The sequence below is a fragment of the Flavihumibacter profundi genome, assembly GCF_020076305.1.
Taxonomy (GTDB): domain Bacteria; phylum Bacteroidota; class Bacteroidia; order Chitinophagales; family Chitinophagaceae; genus Flavihumibacter; species Flavihumibacter profundi.
This window is the reverse complement of the sequence record NZ_JAIQXE010000001.1, coordinates 354,509-376,205: the sequence shown is the minus strand read 5'-3', so window position 1 is coordinate 376,205 and position 21,697 is coordinate 354,509. Positions and strand designations below refer to the sequence as shown.

Sequence of the window (21,697 nt, the reverse complement as noted above, 5' to 3'; positions counted from 1 at the left end):
AAGGAATTTATTTATATCGGGGGAAGATAGAAGTTTTTAAGCTTTGTTGTACGCATGAAGACTTGAAGTTATATTTGTAATTCTGCCCGTGTCAATAAGTTACATGAAAAAGAAATTATTCTGTGTGTTCTGGAGTTTAGTTGTGGTAGTTCCTACGCTTCTAGCCCAAACGGGAAAAATCCTGGAAACAAAAGGTCAACTTCTTGGTTCTACCAGGCCAATTCGTGAAATCACACCAGATCCGAGCAGATTAAACATTGCCATAAGGGATAAAAAAGGATTATTCTGGAACCGGGGAAAAAGGAAAAATCCTGTCATAAAATGGGACGAGAAAGCAAAAAAATTTAAGGAAGACCCATTAAGAAGCGCGAAAATTGGCAATAAAAATCCACTGACATTGGGGAATCAACATGTGCTTTCGCCAGAAATTTCAATCAACAAAGATGGTATGACTTCAGCGGAAATTACCCCTGCTGATCCAACACTGTGTGTAGGTCCGAACCATGTGATTCAAATGGTAAATGGTCCATCGGGATCATATTTCCAGGTCTTTAATAAAGCCGGTCAACCGCTTAATCCACAAATTTATCTTGACAACCTTGTAGAAGGTGCTGGATATAGTGGCGCAGGTGATGGCATTTGCCTTTATGACCAATATGCCGACCGTTATATTATGACGGAATTCGGATCACCTTCAGGAAGTTCTGATTTAAATACTTTGGTATTTTTTGTGTCGAAGACCAATGACCCCTTGCAATCATGGTATATCTATAAATTTACTGACACTACTTATTTCCCTGATTACCCGAAAATTTCTGTATGGGATGACAAATCATATTTTGCAACTTCCCGTGACTTCCTGATACCAGGAAGCGAATTTGCCGGGATTTCATTTTATGCTTTCAACAAACAGCAAATGCTGTCTGGAAGCCCAACAATCCAGATGCAGCGCATCCGTTTGGCAAATACCGAAAAATATGATGGCGCAGCACCGGTAAATGCATTTGGTCCAACTCCTCCGGCAGCAGGCACACCTGGCTTATTTACTTATCGGAATGACGATGGCAGGACTGCTGAAGCAGATGCAGACAGCGTTGTTCTATTTGGCTTTGACGTTGATTATGACAATCCAGCCAACAGCAGATTTTCAACCCTTCAATCACTGCAGACAGCGCCATTTAGTTCCCTAATTTGTGATGGCGGAGGTTATTTCCAGGCATGTGTAACTGTTCCTGGGAATAATAGTCCCCTTTTGGCAACTACCGCTTTTATTATGGATAAGCCAGTCTACCGAAGGTATCCAACGCATGAATCAATTTTGGTTTATCACACTGTAAATGGCGGGGATCCGGGTGTTGCAGCTATAAGGTGGCATGAATTAAGAAGAACTACAGGAGATTGGCAGTTATACCAGGAAGGCACTTATTCACCAGATAATACACACCGGTTTTTCCCTTCCATGAATATGAATGGGAATGGGCAAATTGCGGCCGTTTTTAATGCAGCATCAAAAAACTTATGGCCATCTATAAGGGTTGCAGGAAGAAATACAAACGACCCCCTGGGAAGCCTTCCTGCCGATGAAACTACTATCGCCACTGGAACTGGATATGGTACTTATTCGTCAAGGTGGGGAGATTATAATATGATTTCCCCTGATCCCACCAACGATTCCCTGTTCTGGCTTACTTCTATGTATGGTGCCGCCGACGGATGGAAAACAAAACTTGCTGCTATTAAACTAGCGGCAAATAAAAAACTGGATGCAAAATTGTCAAGTATTCTTTCCCCATTAAGTGGCCAGGTTTTTTGTAATCTTAAAGACATTAGTACTATTATAGAGTTAGCCAACAGTGGAACACAGACTTTAACATCTGTTCGCATCAACTGGCAATTAAACAATGGGCCTGTACAATTTACAAACTGGACGGGGTCTTTACAATATGGCAACTCTGTATCAATAAACCTACCAGTTGTAGTTACGGGCTTAGGGGATAAAACCTTGCGGATTTTCCTGAACCAACCAAATGGAGGCACCGATGAACGGCAGGTAAATGATTCATTGAGCATAAATTTTACAGTACAACAACCAGTAACAGCAGCAATAAAGCAGGGATTTGAATCAACAGTTTTCCCTCCAGCAGGATGGACAGTAATTAACCCAAACGCGGGAAGTCTAACCTGGGCAAGGACTACAGCAGCAAAAAACAGCGGAGTAGCATCGGCCTTTATGAATTTATTTAATTACGACAGTCCGGATGACCAGGATTTACTTGTATCACCCAGCATGCGTTTACAGAATGTTGATTCCGTTTTCGTAAAATTTGCACTTGCCCATAAGCCTTATTCGTACTCTACAAATTTCAGTGATACACTGATGCTGATGGCGTCGCTGGATTGCGGTAATAGTTTTACAGAATTATTATGGAAAAAAGGTGGTGCGGATTTAGCCAGCACAACTGGAACAACAGGAGATCTGAATTGGGTGCCAGTTGACGGGGAATGGAAGAATATCCTGATGTCTTTCCCAGTCAGCCTATTTAAAGGAGCGCAGACAGTATCCTTTGCATGGATCACTATTAACAAATTTGGACAGAATATTTACATTGATGATATTGATATTACACCATATACTTTCCCACAACTTGATGCTTCAGTAAGCCGGGTAATAAGCCCTGCAAACAGGGTCTGTACCAATAAGTTTTCACCAGTCATTGAAGTGAAGAATAATGGCCGGCAGACATTGAATAGTTTTACAATTAACCTGCAGCTAAACAATGGCAAAAAAACTGCACGTGTATTCTCCGGGCTTCAATTAATAACCGGTGAGACCTACATGATAAATTATGATAGTTCATTCTCCCTGCCTGCGAGTGGTTCAAATTTTTTCACCGCTTACATTTCATCGCCGAATGGACAACCTGACCAGGTTCCAGAAAATGATACTATTGTCCAACGGGTATTCCTGTTTACCGATGAATCTGCACCATGGAAACAAAGCTTTGAAAACACATCTTTCCCGCCGGCAAATTGGGATATTACAAATGTGCCTAATACAGTAACCTGGGAAACGACCAGTTCTGCAGCGACAGATGGTTCCAAATCTGTTTTTATCAGGAATTATATTAATAAAATTGCTGGGGATGCCGATGAATTAATAATGCCACCGACAATAACCGGCAAGGTGGACTCCATTTTCTTCAGATTTGACCTGGCCTATATCAATTCAAAAACCGCAGACCAGCCAACAGATACTTTACAGGTTTATCTAACGCAGGATTGCGGCGAAACCAGTTTGTTGCTGTATTCCAAATGGGGTATTGACCTTGAGACCGTAACAGATCCGAATTTCCCGGCAACAGATGAATTCCTGCCTAAGTCCAAGGCAAATTGGAGAACAGACTCCATCGCACTTACAGGACTGATTGATCCAAACCTGCCTGTTCAGTTATACTTCCGGAATATTAACAATGGGAATAACAATCTTTACCTGGATAATATCCGGCTCTATACTATAACTTTGCCGGCTAAATTGAAGGAGGACGGCTACCTGGTAACACCAAATCCAACAACCGGAATGCTCCTGGTAAGACAATACCGAGATCAGGAGAACCTTCGAAGCATAGAGGTTGTTAATATGCTTGGACAACGGATATGGTCGCAATCCTTTAATGGAAATTCAAGCAGTTCAATTCCCGTTGACATCAGCAGGCAACCTGCAGGCGTTTACATTGTTAGGCTTATTTATAACAATAGTGTAAAAAATACGCAGATTATTAAAACAGTCCAATAACATGAACGAAAATCAATTCGATCGGTTGAATACCCTGGTAACTGACAGGGAGCTTAAAAAAATCGGGCAAAAAATTTTGCAGGAAGAACGTCTGACACCGGATGAGGGAATTCTCCTCTTTGAAAAAGGAAGCTTATCCTGGCTTGGTGCTATGGCTAATTTTGTTAGGGAAAGAAAACACGGCAATAAAACATATTTCAATAGGAATTTTCATATTGAGCCAACAAATATCTGTGTTTTTAGTTGTAAGTTCTGCTCCTATTCAAAGCTCTATGCCCATAAAGAAGAAGGATGGGAATTATCAATCGAACAAATGCTGGATATTGTTCGAAAATATGATGGGCAGCAAGTTACTGAAGTCCATATTGTGGGTGGCGTTCATCCAAAACTGACTATTACTTTTTTTGCAGATCTTCTAAAGGCGATAAAGGCACATCGCCCCGATTTACATATTAAAGGATTTACTCCTGTTGAATTAGACTATATGTTCAGGAAAGCAAAAGTTTCTGTGGAAGAAGGTATGAAGTTCCTGCATGAATCCGGTCTTGATTCCTTGCCGGGCGGTGGTGCAGAAATATTCAGTCCGGAAATCAGGGAACAGATTTGCTCAGATAAGGTTGATGGCGAAGGCTGGTTGAAAATCCACAAAGTGGCACACCAACTTGGGATGCACAGCAACGCTACTATGCTTTATGGTCATATTGAAAAATACAGGCACCGCATAGATCATATGGATAAACTGAGGGGCCTTCAGGATGAAACCGGGGGATTCAACACCTTTATTCCCCTGAAATTCCGCAATAAGGATAATGAGATGAGCTACCTGGATGAAAGCAGCATTGTTGAAGACATGAAAATGTATGCTGTTGCCAGGCTATATATGGATAACTTCCAGCATTTAAAGGCGTATTGGCCGATGCTGGGCAGAAACAATGCCCAACTATCCTTATCATTCGGGGTCAACGATATAGATGGCACTATTGACGATTCTACAAAAATTTATAGCATGGCCGGGTCTGAGGAGCAAAATCCGTCAATGAGTACTGCACAACTTGTACAACTTATCCAGCAAGTAAAAAGGCAACCTGTGGAAAGAGATACACTTTATAAAGAAATCAAGGATTATTCTTTACAAAATGTTGAATAATATTATTCTGAATACCACAACCGACCCAGGGCCCAGATCAATGTTTCATACCTAAAAGGTTCGAAGGCTAAAAAATCAGCATTCGGGTAAGCTCAGGGGAATATTGACGGCAAGCCCGCCATCTGAAGTTTCCTTGTATTTGCTGCTCATATCCTGGGCTGTATCCCACATAGTTTTCACAACAGCATCCAGCGACACTTTTGCAAAATCCGGTGCACTTTGTAAAGCAAGCTGTGATGCAGTAATTGCTTTAATTGCTCCCATTGTATTTCTTTCAATACAAGGTACCTGAACTAATCCGCCAATAGGATCACAGGTTAAGCCCAGGTGGTGTTCCATTGCAATTTCTGCAGCCATCAGGGCCTGCCGTTGGGTACCACCCATAATTTCAGCTAAAGCAGCGGCGGCCATGGAAGATGACACCCCTATTTCTGCCTGGCACCCACCCATAGCAGCTGAAATCGTAGATCCTTTCTTAAAAATGCTACCAACTTCTGAAGCAGTTAATAAAAATTGCAGGATGGAATCTTCCTGGTTCCCATTGCAGAAAACAACAAAATATTGAAGCACAGCCGGAATTACACCCGCTGCACCATTTGTTGGGGCAGTTACAACCCGGCCAAAAGAGGCATTTTCTTCATTTACAGCAAGAGCGAAACAACTTACCCAATCTAGGGTATAGGAAAAGTCATTTCCCCCCTCGCGAATAACACCAACCCATTCATCAAAATTTGTATAGGTCCTGCCTTTCAATAATTTTTTATTAAGGGCAGCCGCTCTTCTTTTCACATTTAATCCCCCGGGTAAAACCCCTTCAGTATGACAGCCTTTGTAAATACAGGTCTTCATTACATTCCAGATATTTAACAACCCCTTGCGCGTTACAGATTCCGGGCGCCAGGCCAGTTCGTTTTCCCAAACAATTTCATGTATAGCAAGGCCGGTTTTCCTGCACCAGTGCAACAGGTCATTTGCCCTATCGATAGGGAAAGGTAAAGACACATGGTCCTTTCCAACTGATCTTTCCCCCTCCTGCACAATAAATCCGCCGCCAATTGAATAATACGTAGCTGCAATATGGTTACCGTTCTTAAAGTTTGCCAGGAAGCTGACTGCGTTGGGATGGAAAGGAAGGGATTCATTCATCAAAAAGACAATATCCTTTTGCGGGTCAAATTCAATGCGGTTGGTACCACCAAGAAATAATTCCCCTGTTTCCTGAATAATTAACATCTGGTCACTTATAGCCTCAACAGCACAACTGGTAGGGTCTTCGTCCATAAGTCCCATTTGTATGGCAATATCAGTACCATGGCCTTTACCTGTTTTGGCCAGTGAACCATAGAGCAAAATCTGAACAGCGGAAATATTGCTGAGGGGGAGTTTCTCCCGGATAGTATTAATAAATGTCCGTGCTGCCCGCCAGGGACCAAGGGTATGGGAACTGGACGGACCAACACCGATTTTAAACATATCGAAAACTGAAATGGGCTCGTAAGGCAATCTTCACAATTTTACCAAAAGTAAAAAGAAAAGCCCCGGTTCAGGAAACCAGGGCTAAGAATATATATATTAACGGTAAATCAATTAAAATCTACCAGCTCAACATCGAAAACCAGGATGGAATTTGCCGGAATACCTGTTATTGCCTTACATCCATATCCCAGAGAAGATGGTACAACCAATTTGATTTTTCCGCCCCTTTTGATCTTTGGGATACCAATTTGCCAGCCCTGGATCAAACCACTTAATGCCCATCCGGTTTGTAATGGATCAGTTTGGGCGTCGAATTGGGTGTTATTAGTAAGTTTACCGGCATATTTCACATATACCCTTGAATTTATTGTTGGTGCACTTCCTGTACCTGGATCTATAATCTGGTAATATAAACCACTTGGGTCTTTTGTACCAGTTATACCGGCAGTGGTCATGTATTGCTGCATTGCAGCGTCTTCGGCTTGCGGAAGTACACTGGTACAGCCACCACTATCACTTTTTGAGCATTTCCAGGTTGCAAAAACAGTTATTGCCAGGGCGAGGAAGAGTACGAGTTTTTTCAGCATTATTTTTAGAAATTTTGCGCAAAGATAATTATTGCATCTTTCTAGACCAGCAATTTCCTGATAATGTTGCATTAAAAGGCAAAAAAGTCAGTTATTCTTCTTTCTTTGCTTTTATTTCCCGGTATCGCTGTTCATATTGGTCCCATTGGTGCTGTTTATATATTATTGCTGTAAAGCTCACAATCAGAAGGAGGGCCACCAGCAGGACAATCGGGTTAAACTGTGTTCCCGCAACCATTGCAGCCCTTTTGTACCACCCTGTGGCATAGTTGATTAAAATGGGAACTCCGATCGCCAGACCCATCGGAATACCAACCAGCCATTGCCTAAACAGCTTTTTCCGCTTATTCCGGTTAGCTTCCCAATAAATAATAAAATCTTTTTCTTCCTTAGTCAACATTGCCGTGATTTTAGCAAAAATAAGCCACCAGCCAATTTTTACTTAATTTGTGGAGTAATCAATTTATACTGCATTGAAACTAGACAATTTAATCACGCAATACCTATACCAGAAAAAACGATTGAGCTTACCGGGTATTGGAACCTTTACCACTGATGGTCCGGCAGTTAAATTTGAAAACAAATACGATGCTACCATCAGTAACGATCTCATTGAATTTGTAAAAACACATACAGGGAAAATGCAATCCCTTGCCCTTTCTGACCTGGAGTCCTATATTATGCTTAACAGGTCATTCCTTAATATTGGAAAAGCGCTTTATATTGAGGGAATTGGTACACTAGTGAAAACAAAGGAAGGTTTATTTGATTTCACGCCCGGAGAAATGGTAGCTGAAAGGATGGAAGATTTGACTGCAGAAAGCCGAAAACCTTCTGCTTTTATTGATGAAACCAGGTATCATCCTGAAAATAATAACCGCCAGAAATGGGTTATTGCGCTGATAAGCTCGCTAACCCTTATCATAATTGTTTGGGGTGGATGGCGCTTATTTGTAAATAATTCAACATCTACAAATACAGAAATCAAACCTTCAGAGGCGCATGCTGATACGCTTGTAATACTTGCAACAGATTCAATGAATGCAAAGCCAGACACGAGCGTTTTAAATGCTGTGGATACAAGTCTTGCGCATCAGGCACCAGCTGTTATACCTGTTGCAACTGCCCAAAATAGCCAATGGCGCTTTATTATTGAGCAAACAACTAATAAAAACAGGGCATACAAAAGGTATAATCAGTTGAAGGACCTGGGGAGCAAAATAGAGATTTCATCACCAGATTCCATCACTTATAAATTGTATTTCTTGTTGCCGGCAATGGCAGCAGATACTGCCCGGATCAGGGATTCTTTAAGGCGCTTTTATGACAGCAAAAAAGTAAGTGTAGAACAGTAAGTATCAAAAGGCATTTCTATCTCCTTTAATGGAGAGGAAAATTGTCAACAATATGATCCGTAAATCCAGCCATAGTGTCCAGTTTTCCATATACCAGATATCGAACTCAATCCTTTTCTGAAGAAGTTTATTATCAGTGATTTCCCCCCTGTAACCATTCACCTGTGCCCAACCGGTAATTCCCGGTTTTACAAAGTGACGGATCATATATTGTTTATATTGATTAGAAAAGTCTTCAGTATGTTTTAGCATATGTGGCCTTGGTCCAACCACGGACATATCTCCCATGAAAACATTAAAAAATTGTGGGAGTTCATCAATATTCGTTTTCCTCATGATTTTACCAATCCATGTAACCCTGCTGTCATTACGGGTAACCTGTTTTACATTGGCTTCGTCATTTACCCGCAAACTCCTGAATTTAATGCATTTGAAAGGTCTGTTACTTTTGCCAGACCGCATTTGCATAAAAAATATTGGGCCTTTTGAACTAAGTTTTATCAAAATTGCCATTAATGGAATCAACCAGGAAAGAACGAAAACTATAACCAGAATACTGAAAATAAAATCAAACAATCTTTTTTTAATTCGGCTTCCTGTATCTTCTAGTGGTTCATTACGAAGTGAAAGAACAGGTATATTATTGACAAAATCAATATAAATATTGCGATTTACAAAAATCTTATAGTCAGGTACAAATTTGAAATGAACAAATTGCTTTTCAGCGGCCTTTGCTAAATCATATAAATCGGGAAAATGTTCAGGTGCGAGTGTAGAATATATTTCAGTCACATTATGTTCAATAACAAAATGCATGCAATCTTTTATCCCGCCCACGATTGGAAATTCCGGGTCATTGGGAACCCTTTCCCTGTCTTCAAAGCAACCAGCAACATTTACAAACTTTGATTCCTCTTTAAAATATTTTAATAACCCCAGGGATATTTCATTGTAACCCAGAATAACAACATTTTTCTGCAACTTAAATTTATTGCGCAGCGAGTATATAAGCAGGTTAAAAATAACCCGGTTAAATACAAGAATACTTCCAAAACCTATTATAACCAATACCATATACAACCTTGAAAATGGATATTGGTATAAAAAAATAAAAAACAGTAAAAAGAATAGCGCTAATAAATAACATTTAAAAGTCCGTTTAAAAAATATCTCAAAATCAAGCCAGTTCTTACTTAAATATAATGCGGTAAAATGCACGGAGGCAACCCAGGCGAGGTTTGTAAAAGCAAAAAAAACATGGTACTCTGTAATATGAAAAGCATCTACCTTCTTAATTAACAAGCTTACGATTATCAAGACCAGGTTTAGGGAAAATAAATCCCATAACCATAATATTGACCGGTAAAATAAGTAAGATAATTTATTCATGAAGCTTGGATAAGGTCAATTCGAAAATGTACGAAAATTTAATTATAAATTTCTTCCAGTTTTTTAATAATTCTTTCCGCTGTTTTGCCATCCCATAATGGGGGTATCTGGCCCCTTTTCCATTCACCAGCCATTAACTTATTAAGAAAAGGAATTAATTTAAGCGGATCTGTTCCTACCAATTCATTGGTCCCAACCGTTACTGTTTCAGGTCTTTCAGTTGAATTGCGCATTGTAAGACAAGGTACCCCTAATACCGTTGCCTCTTCCGTTATACCGCCAGAATCTGTAATTATAGCCTTCGCATTTTTTACGAGGTATATAAACTCTAGGTATGGCAATGGTTCAGCCAGTATAAGGTTGGGCATATTCAGAGCCAAACCATCAAGGATTTTTTTTGTTCTGGGATGTACAGGAAAAATGACTTTAAGGTTTCCGGTGCTTTTAATTATTGTTTCCAACAAATATTTCAGGTTCAAGGGATCATCTACATTGGCTGGCCTATGAAGGGTTAACAGGAAATATTCTCCGGAATGCAGTTCATAAGTTTGCCACAAATCAGGTTGAATTACCTTTTCCAGGTTCCCTAATAATGAATCAATCATGGTGTTACCTACAAAATGGATGCGGTCTTCGGTTACCCCCGAATTCCTAAGGTGATTGTTTGCAACCTCGCTGGTGGTGAAAAAATGATCGGTAATAGAATCCGTAACAATGCGATTTATTTCTTCAGGCATAGTCATATCTCCAGACCTAATACCAGCTTCTACGTGGACTGCATCAATACACAATTTCTTTGCTGTTATTGTACAAGCCATGGTGGATGTAACATCACCTACAACTAAAATAAGATCTGGCCGATGTTCCAGTAACTCCTTTTCAAACCTCGTCATGATAGCAGCAGTCTGCTCTGCCTGTGTTCCTCCCCCTGCTTCAAGATTAACATGGGGTTCCGGGATGCCCAACTGTTCAAAAAAGTCGGCGCTCATTTTTTTATCATAATGCTGGCCGGTATGCACCAAACGGTATTTGATGTCGGCATTTTCACTTTCCCTTTTATGAATCTCTTTGATAATCGGCGAAATTTTCATAAAATTTGGCCGGGCACCAGCAACTATAGTAATTTTCATTAGAGTTCTTTATTTGGATGGCTGGTAAACGCCATCATATTGATGAATCAAGGATACCGTGTCATTTATATTCGTTTTAGATGAGGCACCAAATAGGATAGATTGAATATTTGGCAGGCTGCATACATATTCTATAGCTTCCTTTGGGGAAACTGCTCCCCCTGCAAGTACCTGCATTGCAATTGCCCTAAAGGTCCGGGTACGAAGGGTTTGTTCATAAAGCGCTTTCCCTCCTGACATTCTGAATCCTGCTTTATTTATTGAAGCACAGATGATTGGATTTTTAATCCCGGCGTTCTCCAATACATCAAGCAAAGCAGGCATATTCATTGTGATAAAACCTGCTTCTGCATTATATTTTTTTTGCACATAATCATGAAAAGCCACAAGAACATCTTTCATGCCCAGTCCTAAAAGTAAATCGGTAACAACATTTTGCAAAAAGATTACTGGTGTTTGAATTCCTTTGAACATTTTCATCTCTGCATCAATGAGCAATTCCATAATCGCTAAAAAATCTTTCGATAAAAAAGCAACACCACCTTTGAAAAGTGAACCAAAAAAATTTCCCGGCACATACTGTTTTAGTGTTCCGGCTATCCCCAGTTCGGTTACCGCATTGGCATATTTATGCGCATATGGCATACAAGGGAAAATCTTAAATTCAGCATATTTTTGTGGATTTTTTCTCAATACATCACAAATATTCGCAATTCGGTCATGGGTAGTGCACATAAAAGTCCCGATACCACTTTCTATTGCATAATCCAGTGTACGAATAATAGCAGAATCTTCCTTAAAACGGATGGATTGCGCCATCGACTTTTCATCCGAAATATGGTTAACAGCAAAAAATTGATTATCACCGAATAAAATTCTTTCCATGTTTATCTTTGTTGAGCTTGTCTGATTAAAGCAATTGCCACATCTGTTTTGTTTGCAGATTCAAATGAGTTAATATCATTTGGCACTTCTCCTTCAATTGCCTTTATGAAATAATCCATTTGGGAAGAATATTCCTCTCCCCTCAGGTAATAATCTACTGTTGGCGTCAGGTCTGTCACATATTTCACATTCCATCCCTTTGAATAACCTTGTGGACAATTATCATCTTTAAAAAATACTTTTAATTCATTGGCATCAGAAATGATCTTTCCCTTTTTACCACTGATAGTTACTGAAGTTGTCATTTTTCGGTGTGTTTCATCACTCCAGTTAACGGATAGCATTCCTGATACTCCATTATTAAGCTTCATCATAGCATAAACTGCATCTTCAACACTATTTGAAAAGATCGGCTGAAGCACACTGCTTTGAACAGATTTAACCGGCGCAAGCAAAAAATTAATCAGATCAATAACATGAGAAGCATAATCCATCAGGCAGCCTCCGCCCTCTTCTGGATTCGACCGCCATGTTTCCTGCTTCGGCTTAACAACTACCGGGCCATAAGCCTGGCCCATAAAATTGTAAGCCTCTCCAATAAAGCCACCATCAAGAATTCTTTTAACCTCAGTAAAAGTGCCTACAAACTTATTATGATACCCAACCTGGTTAACCAATCTCTTGGCTTTTGCAAGGTTAGTTAATTCAAGTCCCTCTTCCGGCCGAAGGCAAAATGGTTTCTCTACGAAAACATGAATGCCAAGATTTAGCATTTCAGCAACCATAGAAGCATGGAACTTTGTTGGCACAGCTATTACGACCGCATCTGGCCTTGCCTGAGCCAACATTTTCTTATAATCATAAAAACAAGGAAATGAACTATATTTTTCTAATGCTTCGATAACCATTTTAGAGGTATCACATACCCCAACCACATCAACATTAGGATGTGCTCCAAGAATGGCCAAATGAGAAATACCCATTTTACCTGCTCCTATCAGTCCAACTTTTACCATTTCACGTAATTAAAAAATTATATAACTCATTTATTCCTTAAAACTGTTTCACTACCATAATATTGTAAAAGAGCACCAATTCTTATATTTTGCCCTATATAACAAAATAAATAAATGTGTGCCCGCGTTATGTGCGTTTATTTATCTACAACTGATTCCAGCCTGAAGGATTTGCTCCCCGAACTTTTTTGCCCAAGTCTCAGTATCTCTTCAATAAACATATAATAAGCCTTTTTTCCCTTTTCCATAAGAATCAGTGCAGGCTCTTTACTATCTAACGCTTTTATATAATCCTTCAATTTTTCAGAATCCAGGTTTGGCTCATGCATCATCAAATGCTTTTCCAGCAGAAATTTATCAACCTCAAGGAGTTCGTCCTGGTAAACAGATATTGTTGGAACACCCAGGATAGCCATTTCTCGGGTCATAGAACCGCCCGCTCCAATGAATAAAGAACAATTCGCGGCGATCTGATCGAAATGCAGTGGTTTCTCAGGTACCTGAAGTGCTGAAAATTTTTCCTGCCGGTAATGCTGTAACTGGGTCTTATCCCTTGGTAATACAATCACTTCATAATTGTGCTGTATCTGCTCCAGGCAATTATCCAGGAAATTTAATCCACCTTTATAATATTGTGCCGTCAGGGGCTCAGGACGAACATAAATCCTGATTTTATCTGCAGGATTAGTTTTTCTAACTGCATGGATATCTTCACCTTTTTTCCACAGGTAAATCCCTTCTTTCACACCAGGGTATTGTTTAATTCTGTTTCTGGACCCACCTTTCCTGACAATACTCTCAACAGACAGGTTTTCAGGAATTAAAATTTCAGAAGCCATTAAAAAACAAGGAATGTTACCCATCGCATGCTCATTGTCATTTGTATAGATTGATGGTATGCCCAGTAGTTTGGCAACAACAGGTGAATGGAATGAACTTTGAGAAATTGCAATATCAATTTTCTTACCGGACAAGAACTTAACCAATTGGGTTACACGAATTGGATAGCCAAAAATTTTCTTATACAGATTTTTGCCATAATGCTCACCCACAACGGTGTATTGGAGTTTTTTTTGCTGCAAAAGGTCAATTGTATTAGCCAGTGGCCTGCAGGTAATAATTATTTCATGCCCCCTGCTTTCAAGCTCTTTTATCATATCATAGAACATATTGATATGCGGGGAATTGGATAGATCGAACCAGATTTTCATAATTAACGAGGGTTCTTTAGGTGATTAAGAATACTATCTGCTACCTGCCTTGAAAATATTGCCGCACCTTTTGAATTGAGGTGAACGTTATCTGAATAAAGCTTATAATCATTCATAAAAGGTGCTGATTCTGCAAAGTCAAAAAATGGCACATTGTTTTTGACAGCCATTTCACGGCCAATTGTTACAGAATAATTACTTATGATATCATCAAGATAGGCAGGTGAAAAAACAATGAATAAACTGATTCCCGCTTCTTTACAGGTTGATATGATTTTTTCATACGTTTTCAATTTCATTGAGTCGAGGGGATACTCCACTCTTGCAGAATTTTTCTTGACGGAATCGGCCATAACTGCGTCCAGCGGAAGGAAACCCTTGATTTCAGGTTCCCGTTTTTTATCCAGCCCCAGGTTTCCATTAATAACCGGCAATATCAATGAATTATAGGGATATAATCTGGATCTTAATTTAATTGTCTCGTATGGCCCCCTCAGTTGAATCAGTTCCATCAATTCAGGGTGCGAATCATAATACGGAAGAAGGGTTGATATCCTGTCATAGCTATCCTGTTCAGGTTTGAATTCATCATATAATAAATCTAATACCACCACTTTAGGTTTATACCTTGTAAGGACAGCTTTCAAAATTCCGTAATGGTAAAAAATATGGTTCCCTTTCTGGCCGGCATTATAAACTGACATCCCCATCTTTTCCTGCATTACCTCAGGGTTATAATGCCTGCTTGCCCTGGAAGAACCAATAACCAGCACTTCGGCTTTGGTACTGTCCAAAGCAAAAGTTGTCCGATATAAGGATCCTGAATTCTGCTTAAAATAAAAATATCGCATGGCATGGCCCGCTGTAAAATCCAACAGGAAAACAGCTAAGAAGAACAACAGCGTCCTTTTAATAAACTTAATAATATCCATTTTCTCCATTTGTGACCATTTGCCAAAAATCCACATGCATCAGAATTGAAAATAAATAAACTGACCACCATCAAATACCCCGATAAGTAGTATTAATAAAATAAGGAACATATAAGAAATATTCCGAAGGACCAATTGATCACTATTAAAGTAAAGAATCTGTCCTTTCAATTCCTGCCTCAATTCAATTCCAAGTAAAAGCAAAATTGCCAATATACAATAGATGAATAAAAACATATTTCCGATAAAAACAGAACCACCTGTTGTAAATATCCTGTGGATAATTAAACTGGAATCATGAAAGTTTGCCGCCCTGAAGAATATCCAGGAAAAACATACGAGGGCAAATGTCACCAGTATCTGAAGTATTTTATGGAATTGTCTGTTCCTGGCTATTCCCAAAAATTCATTAAACCTGTCCCGGTACTTTTGAGAAATAAGTGCAAAAATCAGGTAAATTCCGTTGAGTGCCCCCCAAATAATAAAAGTCCAGTTTGCTCCATGCCACAGACCGCTGATCAGGAAAACAAAAAACAGGTTAAAATACATCCTGGGCACAGTAACCCGGTTGCCACCAAGTGATATGTAGAGATAATCCTTGAACCAGGTTGATAATGAGATATGCCATCTTTTCCAAAACTCTGATATACTGGTTGCAAAATATGGCCGCCGGAAATTCGTCATAAGGTCAAATCCCATGACTTTTGCGGAACCGATTGCTATATCTGAATAGCCAGAAAAATCACAATATATCTGAAATGCAAAAAATACAGTAGCTACTATAAAAGTGGGACCATTATGGTGTTCGGCATTGTTATAGATGGAATCTACATATATGGAAAGCCGGTCAGCAATCACCAGCTTTTTAAATAGTCCCCATAACATGAGTTGTAATCCTGCAATCACCCGGTTATATTCAAACTTATGCTCCTTATAAAACTGGAATAAAAGATTCTGTGGTCTTTCAATAGGACCAGCAACAAGCTGGGGATAAAACATTACATACAACGAATAAATCCCAAAATGCCGCTCAGCCTTTTGATTTCCCCGATAAACTTCAATGGTATAACTCATTGCCTGGAAAGTGTGAAAGGAGAGCCCAATCGGCAGAAGTATTTTCAGGTATGGGATAGGATTTGATTTCCCTATCCCACTGAGCAATGCGGTCAAATTATCATTCAGGAAATTATAATACTTGAATATTGCCAATACGCCAATATTTGCAGCAAGACTTACAATAAGCCATATTTTTCGTCGCTTACCGGTTGATTTTTCAATAAGCATACCCGCATAATAGTCTATAATTATAGTAAACCCGAGAATCAGAATATAAACGGGAACAAATGCCATATAAAAATAGCAGCTACTCAATAGGAGAAGTATCCACCTGTACGGGTGAGAAACCAGAAAATATAAGCTTGTAACAACAAAAAAGAAGATTACAAACTCAAAAGAATTAAATAACATTTTACTCCCGTTGTGTTTATTTTTCTATTCGTATAAATACGTTTTTTTACTAGTATTTATTGTTATAAATACTAGGTTTCCTACCCTAAAAGGTCAAGTTATCAGGCCCGGATTATTGTCTGATAAAAATTTAATGTTTCCCTGGCAACCCTGGCAGCAAAATAAGTGTTTTGTGCCTTAATTTTGGCCGCTGCTCCAATCTGTTTTACCTTATCATCTTTCTTATATAAAGAGGCCAGAATACTGTACAAGCCAGATTCAGAGCCTTCGGTAAAAACAAATCCATTTTCATTATTATCGATCATTTCCGGAATACCGCCTACATCAGTTCCTACAACTACACGTCCTGCAGCCATCGCCTCGGCGATAGCCATAGGCAGCGTCTCCTGCTTGGAGGTTATAACAAGAATATCTATTTCATTTAATTTTTCGATCACCTCGGGTTGTGTGAGCCACCCGTTGAAATGTATATATTGCTCAAGTTTATTTTCCTTTATGTAATTTTCAACCTGCTCTTTATATTCCTCATTAAGGTAACCACCCACTACTTCAAGACGATAAGCCATATTATTTTCCACCAGTTTCTTTAGTGCGTACAAAAGAAGCATTATATTTTTCCTGTCATATAATATACCAAGGTATAAAATGGTTCCACTAACCTGGCCAATAGGCGGTATCTGAAAATAATCGGCTTTAATCGCATTTGGAATAATGCAAGTGTCAGCCTTTCCTCCTTTCCAGCTGTTAAAGAGTTTGTTGGAATATTCGGAAAGCTGAACCACATGTTTTGGCAAAAGTAACCTCTCAAGGTAGCCATTGTAATAACACATTAATTTCCGCCTCCATGTTGTTGAAATCTTTGCTTCACCAAATGCAATACCATGAACAGTCAGGACCATTTTCTTACGGTCAATCCTGCATAGGGAAGACAAAAGAAAAGCACCACCCAATTCAAAATGGATAATATCTGGCTGAAAAGAACGGTATTGTTTTTCAACATGTTTTCTGCAGGCAAAAAGGTAATTAAGGGCGTGATAAGGCATCTTACCCTCGGGGATAAAATAAATATCGATTGTATCAGAAAAGTTCCGGATGGTTACCTCTTTTACCTCGTTAGTAAAAGCAAGTAACCTTACCTGCGCTTTTTCTTCTTTAAAACCGTTCAATAAATTAATGGTGGCAGAGTGTACGCCTCCTTTTATCTTATTTGTATCCAGTGGCAATCCAGGAACAAGCATTAATATTTTCATATTTAAATAGGTAAGGGATTAATTGATTTTATGCTGCAGTATCCTTAGGGTATCTGAACAAATTGCTGAATATTCTTTGGCGGCATCATTATTTAAATGATTGTAGTCATCGAATTTTTTTTGATTACCGGTAAAACGTGCATCCTGCGAATAATCAAGAAATGTAACTGACTCCTCACTGCATATCTCCTTCACTTTTATCAAAGTAGCGTCTTCCTGTTCATATTTATCAAAATATGGGGAACAAACCACGGCTACAGCAATTCCGTTCTCCTTACATTTTTTAATAAATTGCCTGAAAGTATCAACCAGGTATGGATCTAACTCATAGTCGGGTTCTTTGGAAATGACTTTTGCTGGCCGGTCTATTGAACGATAAAGGGGGATATATCCTTTAATATTCAACGCTTTTGATTTTTCCCTGATTACATTTAGGGCAATTACCGGGAACAGGCTATTATATGGATAGGTGTGGAAAAATAATTTAACGGGCTCAAACCTGCTCCTTTTATCGATAATATCCCGGATTGATTCATAGTTACCGTAAAATGGGAGTAATGAAGACAGGTAATCATAACTACCTTCTTTACGCTGGAACTCATTACGGCTAACATCAATAATGGCTAATTTAGGTTGATGGCGTTCAAATATGCATTTCGCAAGGCAATAGCCATAAAGGATATAATTTCCGTCCCTTCCGGTATTATATGCACTCATTGCATATTTATCAGCAAAAATATCAGGTACATAATGATGTGCGGCTCTTGAAGAGCCGAAAAATAGAATATCCTCATTTGCCTTTTCAACGGAGTAGATAGTTTGATAATCGATGCCGCTTTTCTGCCTGAAATAAAAATGTTTCAGCACTGCGCCGGCTAAAAAGTCAACAGCAAGCAGCAAAACAACCAATATCAGAATTTTTCTAAAAAACACCATTATAGACGAATTATAGTTCATTTTTTATCTGGTTCCTAAAACTGGAAATAAATGAATTGACCGCCATCAAAAACACCCATTAATAATATCATCAGTAAAAGGAAAAGATAAGTGGAATACCTGACCACTGGGCTTCTGTTATTCATAAAGCTAAATGCTCCATTGAAATACTCCTGCTTCACTTCCACAACAAGTAGCATCACCATACTCAGCAGGCAAAAAAACATAGTAGGATAGGTTGTGTAGAGCGGTCCTTCAAGTTTAGCCATTTTCCGGATAATCTGAAATGCCACATCAACATTTGCGGCCCTGAAAAATATCCATGAAAAACAAATTAGTAAAAAAGTAAAAAGTATACTGAATGACTTGCCAGCCCAGGTTTGTGCACCAGGAATTTCTAATTTATATTTTGCCAGTAATTTGTCGCGCATGATTGCCGCCACAAGGTATAATCCATTTAATCCACCCCAAATCACATATGTCCAGTTAGCACCATGCCATAACCCGCTAACCAGGAAAACAATGAACAGGTTAATATATATCCGCGGAACAGACACTCTGTTACCACCCAGGGATATATATAGATAATCTTTGAACCAGGTCGATAAGGATATATGCCACCTTTTCCAAAATTCAGAAACAGTAGATGAGAAATATGGCCTGTTGAAGTTTTTCATCAGGTCGAATCCCATTACTCTTGCTGCCCCTATAGCTATATCAGAATAACCCGAAAAATCACAATAAATCTGGAATGCAAAAAAGATGGTGGCTACAATCAGGGTGAGACCGCTATGGTTCTCAGGGTAATTATAGGCAGCATTAACATAAGTAGCCAATCGATCGGCTACTACCAGTTTTTTAAAGAAGCCCCATAACATTAATTTCAAACCATTGAAAATACGATCAATATCAAAACTATGTTTCTTATAAAACTGGAAAAGCAGGTTTTGCGGCCTCTCGATCGGGCCTGCAACCAACTGGGGATAAAACATTACATATAATGCATAAATACCAAAATTACGTTCTGCCTTCTGGTTACCCCTGTATACTTCAATGGTATAACTCATTGCCTGGAATGTGTGAAAGGAAAGGCCAATTGGTAATAGTATTTTTAAATATGGAATCGGGTTTTCCCTTCCTGCCCTGGAAAGGAGAAAACTTAAATTATCATTGAGGAAATTATAATACTTGAAAACCGCCAGCACACCGATATTAGCAAAAAGGCTAACGATCAGCCAGGACTTTCGCTTCTTTCCTGTTGATTGTTCAATAATGATTCCCGCATAATAGTCAATCACAATAGTGAATCCCAGTATGAGGATGTAAACCGGCACAAATGCCATATAAAAATAGCAACTGGCTGCAAGAAGAAGAAACCACCGGTATTTATGCTCAAGCAAAAAATACAGGGTAGTTACAACTATAAAAAAAATAACAAATTCTATCGAATTGAACAACATAGTATCAGGAATTCAAATTACTCTCTTCATTTTGCCAGAATATGCCTGGCTTTTTCGATCGGAGCCAGGAACCTTCTCAGGCCATCAACTACAACATACCCATTAAAAAAATTAATAGTGTGGATACCAAAATCATATTTAGTGCCCTTCCTCGGTAAGATTTCCATATAATCTTCTTCAGCATATCCCTTATCGCTTAGCAGTGTTATTTTCTTTATAACCATAGCTCCCCCATAGTATCCGGAACAATCCTGCGCCGGCCTGTAAAGACTGCCATCCACTTCAAAAATATTACCAGCAGGTCGGGACCCTTTAAGGCCAGTTACAATGGGATTGCCGGTGTGGGCTGTATATGGCCCCAAAAAATGTTCTGCCGAAAACAGGTGTAAATGGTTGTTATGATGTGGTGAAGCCATTGTAGCAAACAACCAGTATTTGCCGTCCTTTTTAATTATGGTCGGATCAATCAATGTTTGATCAAAAAGATTTTTCACAAACTTTGTTTCACCACTAACTATATCATACAAATAACAAGGAACCGAACCACTTGCCCCGGCTTCAGGGATCAAATATGTTTTATCTCCTTCTTTCCATAAAAAAGGATAAGACAAATGGCTGCCTGTATTCATGATTTCCCTGATTACAGGTTCCTTCATATCTGGTTTTACGTTCACCAGCGATAATATTCCATAATCAAATTCTGACCGGAAATCTTCTACGAGGATTGATAACCCGCCATCCTTTGTTTCAGCAAAAAAAGGATCAGCAAGGAAGCGCATGGAATTGCCCAGGTCAAGCCACTTGACATGGAAGTCAGTCTTCTTTTCCCGAATAAATTCTTCAGGACTTAATTTTCCAATACCAATAGTCCACTGCTTATAATAAAGTTTATCTAATATTTTTTCAGTAAAATTCATATCTGCATTCCTGTTTACTCTGTGGTTTTACTGGTAATTTTAAACATCCTGGAAAGTTTTCTAAGTAATACATATCCGTAACTGTAGAAATTTTCGCATTCTACCACCTGCCCACCGAATCCGAGTTTAAAATCATTAATACCTTTTAATTCAGGATTGCCGGTATCTATGGCGATTCCACCAAAATCATATGTTTTAAAGCCCTGCTGTTTAAAAGCCAGCATATCTTTATAATGGAGCAGTTTATTTGCCTTACCCACCCGGGTTCTTTCGACAGAATCTTCAAGTCGCCTTGAAGCTGAATGAAACGCCCGTACAATTTTAAGGTCGTTGTCGACTATATAACTGTGCGCAGCCAATATAACTCCGTTGAATGATGCAAAGCTTAACTTAAGATGCCCATTCATCGCTACAAGCCTTTCCGGGGTAACCGTATGGATTTTCTTTGACCTGGCAAACTGGTTGAAGAAGTCTGAAAAGAATTCTAATTCATCATCTTTAAAATAACAGATCACACCTTCATCTTCAGCCTGTCGTATTTGTTGCCTGTATGATTTTATAAATCCTGCATGTAATGATTCTTCAGGCTGGGTAAGATCAATTTCAAGTGTCTTGGAAATTTCTTTTTGTCCACTGATTTGCTTCCCGCCGGATTCCTTAATATGGTAATAGACATTCGGCAGCACCTGGTCTAATGCAGACTGCTTTGCCGAAAACCAGGAAACACCAACGGGCAAGGCCATATA

At 39.1% G+C, this 21,697-nt stretch carries 18 protein-coding genes; 3 read left to right on the top strand and 15 right to left on the bottom strand.

The window, feature by feature from the left end; all coding sequences use genetic code 11:
* Positions 1–103 precede the first annotated feature (103 nt).
* Together LAQ65_RS01580 and mqnE are read left to right on the top strand one after the other, a co-directional pair.
* Positions 104–3,793 carry a T9SS type A sorting domain-containing protein gene (locus LAQ65_RS01580; protein ID WP_224115176.1) on the top strand — a complete coding sequence of 1,230 codons (3,690 nt, stop codon included), beginning with the start codon at positions 104–106 and terminating at the stop codon, positions 3,791–3,793.
* A gap of 1 nt (position 3,794) precedes the next feature.
* Positions 3,795–4,940, top strand: coding sequence for an aminofutalosine synthase MqnE (gene mqnE, locus LAQ65_RS01575; protein WP_224115175.1), 1,146 nt, complete (start codon positions 3,795–3,797; stop codon positions 4,938–4,940).
* A 75-nt stretch (positions 4,941–5,015) separates the two neighbouring features.
* Here mqnE and LAQ65_RS01570 read toward each other — a convergent pair whose 3' ends face one another.
* The 3 genes from LAQ65_RS01570 to LAQ65_RS01560 all read right to left on the bottom strand — a co-directional run bounded on the left by LAQ65_RS01570 (position 5,016) and on the right by LAQ65_RS01560 (position 7,403).
* A complete protein-coding gene (locus LAQ65_RS01570) occupies positions 5,016–6,443 on the bottom strand; it encodes an L-serine ammonia-lyase (protein ID WP_224115174.1) in 1,428 nt (475 codons plus the stop codon).
* Positions 6,444–6,523: 80 nt separating this feature from the next.
* Entirely contained in the window at positions 6,524–7,003 is a 480-nt protein-coding gene (locus LAQ65_RS01565) for an FKBP-type peptidyl-prolyl cis-trans isomerase (protein WP_224115173.1), read from the bottom strand.
* A 91-nt stretch (positions 7,004–7,094) separates the two neighbouring features.
* Complete coding sequence (locus tag LAQ65_RS01560) at positions 7,095–7,403, bottom strand: hypothetical protein (RefSeq protein ID WP_224115172.1); 309 nt, start codon at positions 7,401–7,403, stop codon at positions 7,095–7,097.
* A 73-nt stretch (positions 7,404–7,476) separates the two neighbouring features.
* Here LAQ65_RS01560 and LAQ65_RS01555 point away from each other — a divergent pair, with 73 nt between their 5' ends.
* On the top strand, positions 7,477–8,358 hold the full coding sequence (locus tag LAQ65_RS01555; protein WP_224115171.1) for a hypothetical protein: 882 nt from the start codon (positions 7,477–7,479) through the stop codon (positions 8,356–8,358).
* Positions 8,359–8,361: 3 nt separating this feature from the next.
* On the opposite strand, the gene LAQ65_RS01550 is transcribed toward LAQ65_RS01555, so the two are convergent.
* The 12 genes from LAQ65_RS01550 to LAQ65_RS01495 form a co-directional block, all read right to left on the bottom strand.
* Entirely contained in the window at positions 8,362–9,747 is a 1,386-nt protein-coding gene (locus tag LAQ65_RS01550) for an undecaprenyl-phosphate glucose phosphotransferase (RefSeq protein ID WP_224115170.1), read from the bottom strand.
* A gap of 38 nt (positions 9,748–9,785) precedes the next feature.
* Positions 9,786–10,877 carry a non-hydrolyzing UDP-N-acetylglucosamine 2-epimerase gene (wecB, locus tag LAQ65_RS01545; RefSeq protein ID WP_224115169.1) on the bottom strand — a complete coding sequence of 364 codons (1,092 nt, stop codon included), beginning with the start codon at positions 10,875–10,877 and terminating at the stop codon, positions 9,786–9,788.
* 9 nt (positions 10,878–10,886) lie between these two features.
* Positions 10,887–11,762, bottom strand: coding sequence for an aldo-keto reductase family protein (locus tag LAQ65_RS01540; RefSeq protein WP_224115168.1), 876 nt, complete (start codon positions 11,760–11,762; stop codon positions 10,887–10,889).
* 2 nt (positions 11,763–11,764) lie between these two features.
* Entirely contained in the window at positions 11,765–12,778 is a 1,014-nt protein-coding gene (locus LAQ65_RS01535) for a Gfo/Idh/MocA family protein (protein ID WP_224115167.1), read from the bottom strand.
* Between the two features lie 137 nt (positions 12,779–12,915).
* Positions 12,916–13,989, bottom strand: coding sequence for a DUF354 domain-containing protein (locus tag LAQ65_RS01530; protein ID WP_224115166.1), 1,074 nt, complete (start codon positions 13,987–13,989; stop codon positions 12,916–12,918).
* Between the two features lie 2 nt (positions 13,990–13,991).
* Positions 13,992–14,957 (bottom strand): SGNH/GDSL hydrolase family protein, encoded by a 966-nt coding sequence (locus LAQ65_RS01525; RefSeq protein ID WP_224115165.1) that lies wholly within the window; start codon positions 14,955–14,957, stop codon positions 13,992–13,994.
* A gap of 3 nt (positions 14,958–14,960) precedes the next feature.
* Positions 14,961–16,271, bottom strand: a complete 1,311-nt coding sequence (locus LAQ65_RS01520; RefSeq protein ID WP_224115164.1) for an MBOAT family O-acyltransferase — start codon at positions 16,269–16,271, stop codon at positions 14,961–14,963.
* A gap of 218 nt (positions 16,272–16,489) precedes the next feature.
* On the bottom strand, positions 16,490–17,638 hold the full coding sequence (locus LAQ65_RS01515; protein WP_224115163.1) for a glycosyltransferase family 4 protein: 1,149 nt from the start codon (positions 17,636–17,638) through the stop codon (positions 16,490–16,492).
* Between the two features lie 18 nt (positions 17,639–17,656).
* Positions 17,657–18,574, bottom strand: a complete 918-nt coding sequence (locus tag LAQ65_RS01510; RefSeq protein ID WP_224115162.1) for a DUF1574 domain-containing protein — start codon at positions 18,572–18,574, stop codon at positions 17,657–17,659.
* A 35-nt stretch (positions 18,575–18,609) separates the two neighbouring features.
* On the bottom strand, positions 18,610–20,034 hold the full coding sequence (locus LAQ65_RS01505; RefSeq protein ID WP_224115161.1) for an MBOAT family O-acyltransferase: 1,425 nt from the start codon (positions 20,032–20,034) through the stop codon (positions 18,610–18,612).
* A gap of 26 nt (positions 20,035–20,060) precedes the next feature.
* On the bottom strand, positions 20,061–20,951 hold the full coding sequence (locus tag LAQ65_RS01500; protein WP_224115160.1) for a glucosamine inositolphosphorylceramide transferase family protein: 891 nt from the start codon (positions 20,949–20,951) through the stop codon (positions 20,061–20,063).
* Between the two features lie 14 nt (positions 20,952–20,965).
* On the bottom strand, positions 20,966–21,694 hold the full coding sequence (locus LAQ65_RS01495; RefSeq protein ID WP_224115159.1) for a hypothetical protein: 729 nt from the start codon (positions 21,692–21,694) through the stop codon (positions 20,966–20,968).
* Positions 21,695–21,697: the final 3 nt, after the last annotated feature.